Origin of the sequence: Paenibacillus provencensis, assembly GCF_042678545.1 — a bacterium.
Classification (GTDB): domain Bacteria; phylum Bacillota; class Bacilli; order Paenibacillales; family Paenibacillaceae; genus Paenibacillus; species Paenibacillus provencensis.
On record NZ_JBHTKX010000001.1, the window covers coordinates 1,911,218 to 1,924,837 of the forward strand.

A 13,620-nucleotide genomic window follows, 5' to 3' on the forward strand; every position below is an offset into this window, starting at 1 on the left:
GTTCTACTGCAGCTTCAAAGTTAAAGGACACCGTTATTGTTAACGGTGCCCTTCTATAATATCAGAATCCTCGCTTAGGAAGCAGCTTCACATATTCATCCGAGAGCTTCATCAGCTTCATAATATAATCATAATCCGCGCGATACTTCTCAATATCGGCGACCGGTTCCAGCGTTGTAAGAGAAATCGCCTGTCCATCCTCAAAGCCGCTGCCCGGCACAAACATGACCTCATTATTGAAGAAAGTTCCTGTCGGCATGTAATATCTCATCCCAATTACATTCTGATCAATATTGAGCAGATCCTGACCTAATGCAGTGAATTTCGATTCCTTCAAAGAAATGCCGAGCAGATTGGAGACCGTAGGCAATATATCCATTTGTCCGCCGACCGTGTCAATCTGACGACCTTCCATTCCGGGCACATGAATGACGAGCGGCACATTAAAACGGCTGATCTGCTCATGATATGGAACGCCCAGCGCGGCCTCGACTTGCTCCGGAGAGGTACTTTGGTTCTGCAAGCCGAAATGATCACCGTAAACGACAAGAATGGTGTCCTCCCACAGCCCTTCTTCCTTCAGTCCATCAATTAATGTCCCCAGGGCGTAGTCAGCATAATTCAATGATGTGAGGTAATCCCCTAAAGCAGTTCCTGCAAGCTGTGCCGGAACCTCCATCTGCATACGATCCTGCGGTACTTTGAAAGGCGCATGACTTGAGGTTGCAATAAAATGTGCGTAAAAAGGCTTGTTCTGCGCATCAAGATCCACCAGTTTCTCAAGACCGACACGATACATTTCTTCATCAGAAGCACCAAAATCGTTAAAATGATCATTTGTAAAGTAAGGCTTATCAAAATATTGATCAAAATGAAGTGCTGGATACATCTTGTTTCGATCCCAAAAGCTCACACTATTAACATGGAAGGTCTGTGCCGTATAACCTTCATTCTGTACAAGGCGGGGCAGACTTGGCAGCACACGGTCACCAAATCCGGTAGCCATCGCCATCGTTCCAATCGGATAGATCGATGTATTCGTCATAAATTCGGCATCCGAGGTATTCCCTTGCCCTATTTGCTGGAATACATGTGGAAAGTACATACTCTCCTCTATGAGATCATTGAGCACTGGAGTGACCTCTTGTCCCTCTACCTGCTGACGAACCGGAAAATTCTGAAATGATTCAAGCTGAACGATAATCAGATTTTTCCCTTTTGCTGCACCGAATCCAACTGGCATCGTTTCCACACCATCTTCTTCAGGATGCTGCTGATATGGGTAGGTGGCTTGATGCTCATTAATTTCCTTAACGGTCTCCTCGATATCACCTGCAGCAATCATTTTATTCTGCTGATTCGCAAGAATCGCTTGAGCTACCTGATAATTCAGAAATCCGAGCTCATCAGCACGAACGGTTTCATTTTCTATCGAGCCATCTTTGGCAATGGTCATTCCAGACATTACAAGACCAATGACGGCAACCGATAAAATGCCGATCCGGGACAACTGTCTGGAATACACGCTTCGTTTACCTTGAACTCTGTATACGATCCACCATATTGACATCACCATAACATCCGCAAAAAACAAGAAATGCTCCGGCTCAATCAGCAGACCGATACTTGAGGCTACCTGTGGTACTTGATTCAGACTAAGCAATGTCGTATATGTCGGAATGGAACCGAACTGGACGTTATAAATCGTTGCCGCAAACAGAATTACCGAGAACAATGTGTTCAAGCTCCAATAAGCTGTACCCTTCCATCTCCCTGAAAAGAGAAGCTCCCATAAGCATAAAACGACCAGAACAGCAATCGCATCCACAGCAATGCGGTCCCATGATATGTCTTTAAATACAAAAAAGCGGAATAATGTCAACTTTGCCATCATGAGAACAAACACAATAACAAATAAAGACCTTCCCAGCCCTGTCTTTGTTTCTTTCAATTGAACTGACCCCATTCTAAATCAAAAATTTTATAATGTTTTTACGAAATATGTGATCCATTATAACATTTATATTGTATTTGTTCTAATACGCATTCATTTCATGATGCCCTGATTTGCTATAATCAAGAGGATGTATAGATTCATGTAGAACAAACAAAAAAAGGAACCTTTCCTAAAGGCAAGCGTTCCTGTTTCGTAACCATAAAGCGTTCCTATTAAGTTGTCGTTATGGTTGTCTGGAGCTGATGGTAACCACGCTCATTTAAAATGCAGGGTCTGCTTCGTCTCCGGCGTTTGTGTGTAGGCATCATTCAGTCCTTTTTCATCAATCCACTCTTTGGACACTTTCTTATACGATAGCTGGGCCTGAAACGGTGTGGCAAAAGGGGATGGCGTCACCTGTACTGTCTGGCTGTCCAGCCATTTTGCTTGAATGGAAGGCTCATCAGTATCTGCTGCGCTTACTTGAGATAATCCGTTCTTGAACCAAGGATGTTCATCCTGCTTGCTGACTCCTGGTTCATTCATACATACATAGAGGGAGAGATCGTCACAGAACTGAAGAAGTCGATAATGCTGGTCAACAACTTCGGCTTCCTGCGGCGCTGCTTGTTGACGCAAACGCTGCTGTCTATGCTCTTCCTCTTCGCAAAAAGATATGCTGAACTCGTCTGTCCCGTTCTGTATATCGGGAAAGTGTGTGAAATGACGACTAACCAGGTAGGCCGCATAAGAATTGTGTTCTTCTACTTCCTCAATTCCGGTCTGGTACATTCTAAGCTTCACTGGATAAGGATAATTGACAAAATAATAAGGCTTCTTCTCCTTGTCATTCCATATCGGCACCTCATCTACCCGAATCCAGGCCCGGTCATGCTCGTAAATGGCATACAAAACGTCCTTCTTATATGTATCCCTAATAAACAATTCCGGTAAGAGTCTGGAGGCAATCTCTCCCGACAGCCTGGCATGCTCATGCTGCTCAATCATAATGAAGTGCTGTGCTTGTTCTCTTATAATCATCTCGATCACATCTCCTTCTTCATCATCTGCTTCTGATATGTAACCCATGCAGGCATAATTCTAAACTATATAGCTTACAGAACAAAGAACAAAGAAGCCCGCTCAGGCTTCTTTGACTCTTATATACATCTACATCTATTCCTTTATTTACTTACACTAACTCTTAATTACGAAGACACGTATACCTTATTGGATTCTACTATAGATATCCCAAAATAATGCCTGCTGTTTCTTCAATTGCTTTATCTGTTACATCTATAACCGGACAACCTAGCCGATCAAACAGTTCATAAGCATATTCCAGCTCAGTAACGATCCGGGCGAGCGAAGCGTATTTTGATCCATTGGGAAGTCCCATGACCTTGAGCCGTTCAGAGCGTATTTTTAGGAGATGCTCTGCATCCATGGTCAGTCCGATAATTTGGCCTTTGATCGGCTCATTGAGTGGTTCGGGCGGCTTGATCTCAGGTACGATGGGATAATTGACCACTTTATAGCCTTTATGCGCGAGAAAAATACTCAGCGGTGTTTTTGAGGTCCGGGATACGCCGAGCAGAACCATATCCGCCTTTACAATTGCGCTTGTGTCCTTGCCATCATCACACTTTACTGCAAATTCGACCGCTTCAACTCGTCTGAAGTAGTCTTCATCCAAACGGTGCAGCACACCCGGACGCTGAGTAGGCGAGTCATGAAAGGTATCAATAAATGCCTGCATCATCGGTCCCATGATGTCGACGGTTCGAATGCCTAATCGAACCGATTCTTCTTTGATCGCTTCACGCAGCTCAGGTTGAACGAGTGTGTATGCGACAAAACCGGATTTGCGGTGAACCTCTTCCATCAATTCTCGAATCTCATCTTCACTGCGGATTTGGGGATACCGTCTCAGCTGAATGTTCAATGACTCAAACTGTCGCAAAGCGGCTCTTACAACTAGATCGGCTGTCTCCCCTAGAGAATCTGAACAAACGGCGACGAAATGCATCCTCTTCTCCCCCTGCTGCTTTATAAATGGAAATTAATGTACCGAAGGCTTTTTCATTCATACTCACACTTCGTGATGTATCGAATCAAACGCCCTGGCTTTTTCATTCATACTCACACTTCGTGATGTATCGAATCAAACGCCCTGGCTTTTTCATTCATACTCACACTTCGTGATGTACCGAATCAAACGCCCTGGCTTTTTCATTCATACTCACTCTTCGTGATGTACCGAATCAAACGCCCTGGCTTTTTCATTCATACTCACTCTTCGTGATGTACCGAATCAAACGCCGCATATAACACTCTAACTATCGTCGTCTTCGATATTCGGCCGACCAGCTCATTTGTCTCCCGCTTAATAACAGGCAAGCTGTCGATCTCATGAAATACCATTTTTCCAACGGCGTCAATAACGCTATCCTCCGGTGACACCGATATCATATGCGGCTCTCTTGTCATCATCAGGCTGACCGGGATCTCTCGAATATCCTGATCTCCTAAGGTCACCTTAAGCAAGTCCTTCCGTGAAATAATTCCGATCAGTGCTCCCTCTGTGCTAATAACCAGCAGTGTTCCCACATCTTCCAAGAACAAGGTCACCACTGCTTCATGGATGGTGGTATGTCCATACACCACGACCGGAACACTCTGTACATCCTTCACTTTAATATCGCTCATTTCAGTCATATACCGCTCTGATGCAGTCATCGCACGGCCCAGAAAATATCCTACCTTGGGCTTGGCAGACAAGTAACCCGTCATTACGAGTAAAGACAGATCCGCCCTGATCGTCGGTTTGGATAGTGACAAACGATCAGCAATCTGATCCCCCGTAATGGGGGCGCTCTCCTGAACAATATCCACTATACGTTGTTGTCTTCCTGTTAGTTCAATCACAATATGCCCCCATAAAAAGTTCCAGTAAAAATAGATGGTACGCTCACGCTCTTGCTATGAACATTCAAGATTATGCAGTGCTCGTTACCTCTGAGCCGACATTAGACGCCGACACATCTCGCTCCAGAATTTCTGCTTGCGCCGCAGCAATTCGGGCAAATGGCACCCGATACGGTGAACAGCTGACATAATCCAGTCCAATCTGATGACAGAAACGAATAGAGTCTCGATCACCGCCATGCTCACCACACAGCCCTGCCACAAGATGCGGCTTCCAGGTACGTCCTCTGCTGAGGGCCAGCTTCATCAGCTCACCTACACCTTCCTCATCCAACACTTCGAAAGGGTTGGCTTCAATAATCTTCTGTTCCATATATTGGCTGAGGAATCTGCGTTCCGCATCATCTCTGCTGTAGCCGAGCGTCATCTGCGTTAAATCATTTGTGCCAAAAGAGAAAAAATCAGCATGCTTCGCTATCTCTGCGGCGGTCAAGGCCGCACGTGGAACTTCTATCATCGTTCCAACCCGATACGGACAATGCCTCAGATTCTCTCTGAGCACTTGTTCCGCGACTTCATCCACAAGCTTTCTCAGCGTGGACAGCTCGTTTGCATGCCCAATCAGAGGTATCATAATCTCAGGTACAACCGATATCCCTCTGTCTATACAGTTCGCAGCTGCACGGAAGATCGCCTCTATTTGCATATCATAAATTTCGGGGAATACAATACCAAGTCTTGCCCCACGCCATCCAAGCATGGGATTCGTTTCTCTTAACTCCTGCACCTTCGAAATGACTCGTTCCACTTTGTCCAGCTCATCTGTGTCCCCATCCATCGTAATCATGCGAAGATGTTCTTTTCTGCCTTCTAGTACTTCGAGCTTCGGCAAAAACTCATGCAGAGGCGGGTCCAGCAAACGAATCGTAACAGGCAGTCCATCCATCTCCGTAAAGATCTGCTCAAAATCCGATTGCTGGATAGGCATTAGACGATACAGCGCCTCTTGACGCTCCTGGGCATTTCCGGCGACGATGACCCGCTGAATCAGCGGCAGTCTGGAAGGAGACAGAAACATATGCTCTGTGCGGCATAAGCCTATTCCTTCGGCTCCCCATTTACGTGCATATTTTACATCACCAGGCTGATCAATATTTGCATATACCTTCATATGCTTAACCTCATCCGCCCAGCTGAGAACAAGAGACAATTCCTCCGAAATTTCGGGATCCTTCAGCTTGATCTCTCCTGCATATACCTGACCCGTTGCCCCATCTAGCGAGATCAGATCTCCTTCCTGGAACGTGTATTTCCCGCAGATCAGCTCCTTCTTATCCTCACGAAGCTCCATCTCTTCACAGCCGCAAACGCAGGGTGTCCCCATCCCTCTAGCGACCACCGCTGCATGGCTCGTCATGCCTCCCCGCAGTGTTAGCAGACCTTCAGCCGCAATAACCCCATGAATATCCTGAGGCGTTGTTTCTCTGCGCACCAAAATAACTCTTTTGCCAACAGAAGTCCATGCTTCTGCCGTTTCGGAATCAAACACAAGCGCACCGCTCACGGCTCCGGGAGAAGCCGGAAGTCCCGTTGCAACGACTTTATCCACATCCTGAGCTTCAATCGATTGATGCAGCAGCTGATTCAGATGCTCAGGCTCAATTCGAAGCAAAGCCTCTTCTTTGGTAATAATGCCTTCTTTCGCATAATCGACAGCTGCTTTCATCGCCGCTTGGGCAGTCCGCCTCGCTCCGCGAGTCTGAAGTATGTACAGTTTACCTTGCTCAATTGTGAATTCTATGTCCTGAATATCTCCATACCATGCTTCCAGCTTGGATGCTGCTTCGTGAAGCTCTTCATAAACAGCCGGCATGGTTTGTGCTAGATACGATATCCCAAACGGAGTGCGGATGCCCATAACCACTTCTTCTCCTTGGGCCGAAGGCAGATACTCCCCAAGTATTTCATGAACTCCAGTGGATGGGTTTCGAGTAAAAAGCACACCTGTTCCGCTGTACTCATCCAGATTGCCAAATACCATTTCCTGAACACTGACAGCAGTACCCTGATCCTCTGAGATCTTGTGAACCTTACGATATACCTTCGCTCTCGGATTAGACCAGGAACGGAAGATGGCACGTACGGCATCTATCAGCTGCTCTCTTACATTTTGCGGCATCGGTTTCTTGGCCCGCTGCTGAATAAGTGATTTGTATTTATGGATCAGCTCCTCCAGTTCTGTTGGTTCGAGCTGTCCGATATGTTCTGTCCCTTGAGCTCCATTGATGTGACGCAATAATTTCGAGAATGCGTTGTTCTCGATTCCCATCACCACATGTCCATACATTTGTATAAAGCGGGCATAGCATTCCAGCGCATATTTGCGATTGCCAGAGATTGCCGCCAGCCCTTCTGTTGTCTCGTCATTCATGCCAAGGTTAAGGATCGTGTCCATCATTCCCGGCATAGAAGTCACTGCACCGGAACGCACGGCAACGAATAAAGGATTCTCTGTATCGCCGAATGTTTTGCCAGTCTTCTGTTCCAGACTCACAAGTGCTTGTTCAATTTCTTCAATAAGGGAGAGGGGAATATGTCCAAGATGAGTGTAATAATCCCGGCATGAAGCCGTCGTAATCGTAAAGCCGTAAGGTACGGGTAAGCCCGCTCTTGTCATTTCCGCCAAGTCCGCCCCTTTTCCACCCAGAAGCTCACGCATCGATGCATTGCCTTCACTGAACATGAATACACGTTTGTCCGTCATCCTATCTCTCCTCATCTCATCGTTTTTCAAGAACTTATTTTCCATTTTTTTCAAATCCAACTCAGCCAATATATTACGTCACAAATGGATAATGGTCAATATATAATACGTCATATAAGAATCTTTTATTTGTGTGGATTACGTATGATTCCTGATGTTATAAAAATGGTTTCAACACAAATAAGCTATCTCATAGAGACAGCTTATTTGTGTATTTTGCAGAGAAGACATCACCGTTGCTGCTCAGAAATCCCCTTCATTTCAAGCGCCGATTGAATCAAACTGCTGCGGTATTCGATTTTGGGTTTGAGATAGATCCCTTTGGATTTACCTTCAATATATAATGTCACGTCATTTGAACCGTCATATTGCCTGTATCCGGTCACCTTATGATAAGGAATAAAATAAATGCCAAACTTCACACCGTTCTCCCCGACATAAAACTGACTTACAAAATAATAGACAATAAACGAGAGCATGAAAATAACGTATTTGAGCCATCCTTCACTCGTTATCAGGTAAATACCGCCAAGTACATAGATCAGCACCATCAGCATCGTATTTTCTTTACCTAGTCCACTAAACCTTACTTTCCCCGTCTTGCGGCGCTGCTGAATGCTAATGAAAAAGACCGCTAATGAAAGGAAAAGAAAAAGAATAAGACTTATATTGGATACCAAGCCACACCACTCTCCCTTGCAGCGACAACATCTGCTTATGCCAATATGATAGCAGCGCTAAGTTAGAGTGTTCATCGCCGGCCCGATTAAGCATTAAGTTTACGGCAGTCTAGGTCCTCTTGCTGTAACATACAGCTTGTACCATTCATCCCGGGTCATGAGCTGGCCTTGGCGGACAGCGTCCCCTGTCGCCTTAATCCGCTCAGGATTGATCGTACCGATGACCGGTTGAATCATCGCAGGATGTCTCATAAGCCAGCCGAGTACGATCGCTTCACGAGTGGTTTCCTTCTCTTCGGCCATGTCCTGAACGAGCTTCGCTGCAGCCTGAATATGCTCCGGCTGATCCGAAACGTCCTTACCTGTGAAGATTCCTTGTGACAACGGACTCCAGGCTTGAAGCTGAATGTCCTGCATCTGGCTGAACTCAAGCAGTCCTGCGCCAAAGTTTACCTTCGTTCCAGCAGCTTGATTGACAAAGACCACCTCATCAACAAAATGCAAGTGAGACAAGCTCATCTGCAGCTGGTTTACAATAATCGGATACGGAAGCGAACGCTGCAAAAATTCAATTTGACCCACATTCATATTGGAAACGCCAAAATGACGAACCTTGCCTGCAGATTTCAACAAAGTTAGGGCTTCCGCAATTTCTTCCGGTTCCATAAGAGGGTCTGGACGATGCAATAGTAAAATATCGATGTATTCGGTACCCAAACGGCTTAATATCCCATCCACCGAATTCAAAATATGCTCTTTGGAGAAGTCATATCTTCCTGGAAGATCACCGTCTTGAAGTCTTATGCCGCATTTGGATTGTATAATGATTTCTTCCCTGAGGGACGGCTGTGCCTGCAGTATCTTCCCAAAGGTTTCTTCCGCTTTGCCGAAAGTGTAAATGTCCGCATGATCATACATATTAATCCCGATTTCACGTGCAGCATCTACCGCTCTCTCTGCTTCAAGCACATGTTCTTGCGTGACCGGATTGGTGTTCCATCCACCACCCAATGACATCGAACCGAACACCACTTGACTGGCATTAATGCCTTTATGACGCAATGGCATCATCTTCATATATAACTCCTCCTTCTGTGAATATGTACTTCTCAATTCTACCAACATCATATCAAAAATAAAAGGCTGCCTAAAGACGATCTAACATCTTAATTCGTATAATGTCCCTTTATAAAGCCATTGTTGATCAACCAACTCGAAATGCATATAAATTGCTACATGTCCTTCATCGTAATAATTCGCCAGGAACACTTCAACTTCATTTTCATTCGTTTGAGTATATCCTCTGTATTCCAGATTACCAATGCCAATGGAGGTCAAGAGCGAAACATTCTGTTTATCATCAATGCCTTGTAGTGTGTATGTTTCTGCCTGCTCGTCAAACTCAATGGTAGGAACAGAAAGTGATTGTAAGGTTTCATAATCTTTGTTGTTCATGGCATCAATAATTTTAAACGACGTATTCAGTGTACCTGTAATTACATTCATGTGTTCCTCTGAAGGAGAATTCTTAGAAGCCTCAAGTTCCTTCTTAAGTTGTTGATTCTCATCCTGCAGCACTTGAACTTGTTGATTAACAAGTGGTTCTTCACTATTACTACAAGCAGATAGAACTAACATAAAAAATAACATATGATATATTTTTTTCATTATATCCCTCCTTTTTCTAAGATGGTAACATATAACAAACAAAAAGGATGAAGAACTTGAAAGCTCTTCATCCCCATTTTGATTAATCGTATTAACGAGAACCGCGATACTGGAGATAAGTTCACGTCTCAGGAACCTATAGTACCTTGGCCGGGACGGTCTTCTCCTGTTCGATCTTAGATCCTGCCCATACATCCTTTACATACCTGCCGCTGGATTCCAGCGCTCGCAGCCACGATACGGCTTCCTCTTCACTGGACTGAGTATGACGCTGATAACTGGAGATGAGTGTCTTCTCCACATCAGGCGCCATCCACACACCATCACCACATATAAATGTTTTGGCGCCATTCTCGATCAACTGAAGCAGTTGATCGGCATCTTTTTGAATCAGATGCTGAACATAACATTTATCCTGTCCTTCAACGCGGGAAAAGGCCGTATGGATCGTAACAATTCCCTGCTCCTGTGCCGAAATGAGCTCTTCCTGATACAGAAAGTCATGTTCTGGAGTTCGGCAGCCAAAATATAAATGGGCCTCCCCAAGCTTCTTGCCCTGCTGCTTCATTACACTTCTTGCCTGAACAAAGCCGCGGAAAGGAGCTACCCCGGTTCCAGGTCCAATCATAATGATTGGAGTATCCGGAGCATCCGGCAGCTGAAACCCAGACTCAGGTGTCTGTACAAACATAAATATTTTCGCGCCTGGCTCAAGCTCCGCCAAATAGTTTGACGCAACCCCCCTGTATTCCCCGCTTCCGCTCCATGCCGGCCCGCGAACCACGTTGACCGTAATGCTTGCTGTATGCGGATGAAGCTTCGGAGAGCTGGAAATGGAATAATAGCGAGGTGTAAGCGCAGGCAGGAGCTCAAGGAATCTCTCAAACGGGAGCTCGCAGGCCTCGTACTTCTCTAGCAGGTCAAGCATCGTTATTCTTTTGTCTCTGATTTCACTCTTATATAGCTCTTCTTCTAGAAGTGCATGCAGCTCCTTGGCGTGAGGAGGACACACTGTATAGGAGGCAAGCTCTCTAAGCTGTGCTCTAGTTGCCGGAGCCTGAAGCTCCACACTATGTGTGAGCAGGTCATCCAGTCTTACCGTTGTTCCTACTGGAAGATGAGCGCTGCTACGCCCGTCGGCGCTCAGAACAAGATGACTTGAACCAGTTAAGCCAAATCGTTTCAGTACCCTGCTAACCAGCTTCTCCGAATTATGAGCGAGTACGCCCAGATGATCCCCTTCTTGGTAAGTCATCCCCTCCGGCAGCTCGATCTCGATATGCTGGGTTATTCTGCTGCTGTTTTGGTGCTGTAAATTTCGGCTTTCAGTGATCATTGCCGAATATGCCTTGTAAGTTTCGGCCAGCGGTACGGCAGCTACACCTTCAACGTATGAGATAGTTAAGCTGCTCCGTCGCTTCGGCACCGATTCATCGACTGTAATTTGAAGCTTCTGCATTAAATCTGGCCATAGTGACTCCGTAAAATCATCAACTTCCTGCTCAAAATCACCACTTGCATCACTCTCACCGCGTTCCAATAGGCGGATGGCTCCCTTCGTGTGCAGCGTTTCATCAATAAACCTGGGTACACGCTGATACGTACTTGCCCAGTTATGGTCTCCGCATCCGAACACAACATAACGGACTCCCTCTATTTCAGTGGCAGGAGCCTGCTCGAGCCAGTCTACAAAATTCTTTGCATTCGATGGAGGCTGACCATTATAGGATGCCGTTACAATGAACACAACACCTTCTTTAGGAAGATGGGAGGCGTAATTGTCGAGTGGAGCGACGCTTGCATCAAAGCCTTGGTATTTAGCCGTATCCGCTACCTCTCTTGCGATCCCTTCGGCTGTGCCGAGATTCGATCCGTATAATACAAGCATCGGAGTATTATGAGCCGGTACACTGCTAAGCTCTTCCGATTTGCTTGACACCTCTGTTTGATATGCCGAAGAAGAACCGGACAACATCATCATGTTATTCATGCCGCGGCTGCGTACTTTAACCCTGAAATCCTCCGGTTTCAGCGTCAACGTTTCTTTCACCTTCAATTCATAATTAGCGTAATCAATCAGATCAAAGTGCTGCAGCACCATTCCCAGCACCAATGTAGCTTCCTGCATGGCAAACTGCTGCCCTATACAAGCTCTTTGACCATTACCAAATGGCTTGTATGCATCATGCGGCACCTTGCTTGGATCCTCAAAGCGCTCTGGGATGAATTTATCAACATCCACCCCCCATACACGCTCGTCACGATGCAATTTTGGAATGAGTACCGTTACACTGTCGCCTTTTTTCATCGGATATTTCCCGCCAATTTCAGTATCTTCCTTGGCATATAATGAGAAGGCGGGAGCCGTCGGCCATAATCTTAGGGCTTCATTAAGCACCATACGAATATATTTTAAATCGCGAACCTGATTGTAGGTAGGAAGGGAACTCTTGAATATACGGTCCACTTCTTCCCTTGCCTTCGTAAGCTTATCAGGATGCTTAAGCAAATAATACATGGCGAAGGACAGCAAGCCGCTTGTTGTTTCATGTCCTGCGATCAAGAAAGTGATCATTTGATACCGGATATTTTCAAGATCCAGCGACTCACCTGTCTCCGGGTCGGTTCCCTCCAGCATATGGGACAACAAATCTCCCGGATTCCCCCCGTGCGCCTTACGTTCCCTGATCAAGTCGTCGACGAGCTCAAACATGCCCTGTATATCTTCATTAAATTGCTTCTTCTTCTGTACCATGAACAGATCCTGTATACCCAATCGGTGGAGCTGGCTCATTCCTTCATCCAGCGCTCTAACCATACGATCAATAAAGAGATGATAGTCCTCACGATAAAAGCTGTTGAATCGATAGTCAAAACCGCACAGACCGATGGTGTCCAAAGTTAACCTGGTCATGTCTCCCGGTATGTCGACCGTTTCATCGGGATTGAGTCGCGCCCATTTCTGAATCAGCTGAACGGCGATATCCAGCATTTTGGTATGGTAACCCTGCATCGCCCGCTGGCTGAAGCTGGATAGCAAAATATTGTGAGCCTTCTTCCAGTTCGGCTCATCTGTAGCACTCGTAAATAATCCATCACCGGCGAATGGACGCACATTTTGGAGCGGTGCCCAGATTCTCTTGTCAAACCGTTTCTCGTCACAAGCATCCTCTACATACTCATGTCCTGAGATATAAATTTCTTTGCGGCCCGGATATTGAATTTGAAAGATAGGACCTTGCTCATAAGCGATTTTGACGAGAGACTGCACTGGAGCATGCACATCAAGCAAAGGCAGATTCCCCAGCGGACCGTAGGTTTTGGGCTGAGGTATTTTTACAGACACAGACATCCACATTCCCTCCAATAATATGTTTTATCTTTAGACAGACTTGGCAAGATTACAGCGAATAATATGACATTCGAACTGATTGACCATTTTAGTAGAACAGTCATTTTGATGTAAAAAAAAGCGGAACCGATCCTCCTCACTTTTTCAAAAAATGATTCTAGGGTGATGATAAGCTCCAATCTATAAATACCGTATCACGCTATTATGGCAGCTTCAACAGGCACAAGGTCATATTTACCTACGACTAATTATCCATCTTATTCCAAATCTAAAAAGCTTAGTGTAAAGATAA

9 protein-coding genes are annotated in these 13,620 nt (G+C 45.6%); all 9 read right to left on the reverse strand.

Going from position 1 to position 13,620, the window contains the following annotated elements; genetic code table 11:
* Positions 1-61 precede the first annotated feature (61 nt).
* The 9 genes from ACFQ3J_RS09160 to ACFQ3J_RS09200 all read right to left on the reverse strand — a co-directional run bounded on the left by ACFQ3J_RS09160 (position 62) and on the right by ACFQ3J_RS09200 (position 13,328).
* Complete coding sequence (locus ACFQ3J_RS09160) at positions 62-1,951, reverse strand: LTA synthase family protein (RefSeq protein ID WP_311287080.1); 1,890 nt, start codon at positions 1,949-1,951, stop codon at positions 62-64.
* Positions 1,952-2,212: 261 nt separating this feature from the next.
* On the reverse strand, positions 2,213-3,025 hold the full coding sequence (locus ACFQ3J_RS09165) for a DUF3891 family protein (RefSeq protein WP_251583415.1): 813 nt from the start codon (positions 3,023-3,025) through the stop codon (positions 2,213-2,215).
* Positions 3,026-3,176: 151 nt separating this feature from the next.
* Positions 3,177-3,965: a pyruvate, water dikinase regulatory protein gene (locus ACFQ3J_RS09170; RefSeq protein WP_091155624.1), complete on the reverse strand. Its 789-nt coding sequence runs from the start codon at positions 3,963-3,965 to the stop codon at positions 3,177-3,179.
* A gap of 263 nt (positions 3,966-4,228) precedes the next feature.
* Positions 4,229-4,864 carry a helix-turn-helix transcriptional regulator gene (locus ACFQ3J_RS09175; protein ID WP_091155622.1) on the reverse strand — a complete coding sequence of 212 codons (636 nt, stop codon included), beginning with the start codon at positions 4,862-4,864 and terminating at the stop codon, positions 4,229-4,231.
* 70 nt (positions 4,865-4,934) lie between these two features.
* Entirely contained in the window at positions 4,935-7,628 is a 2,694-nt protein-coding gene (gene ppdK / locus ACFQ3J_RS09180) for a pyruvate, phosphate dikinase (protein WP_251583413.1), read from the reverse strand.
* A 230-nt stretch (positions 7,629-7,858) separates the two neighbouring features.
* Positions 7,859-8,308 (reverse strand): hypothetical protein, encoded by a 450-nt coding sequence (locus ACFQ3J_RS09185; RefSeq protein ID WP_091155616.1) that lies wholly within the window; start codon positions 8,306-8,308, stop codon positions 7,859-7,861.
* A gap of 99 nt (positions 8,309-8,407) precedes the next feature.
* Complete coding sequence (locus ACFQ3J_RS09190) at positions 8,408-9,385, reverse strand: aldo/keto reductase (RefSeq protein WP_091155615.1); 978 nt, start codon at positions 9,383-9,385, stop codon at positions 8,408-8,410.
* Between the two features lie 81 nt (positions 9,386-9,466).
* Entirely contained in the window at positions 9,467-9,976 is a 510-nt protein-coding gene (locus tag ACFQ3J_RS09195) for a hypothetical protein (RefSeq protein ID WP_251583404.1), read from the reverse strand.
* 136 nt (positions 9,977-10,112) lie between these two features.
* Positions 10,113-13,328, reverse strand: coding sequence for a bifunctional cytochrome P450/NADPH--P450 reductase (locus tag ACFQ3J_RS09200; RefSeq protein ID WP_285850181.1), 3,216 nt, complete (start codon positions 13,326-13,328; stop codon positions 10,113-10,115).
* Positions 13,329-13,620 lie beyond the last annotated feature (292 nt).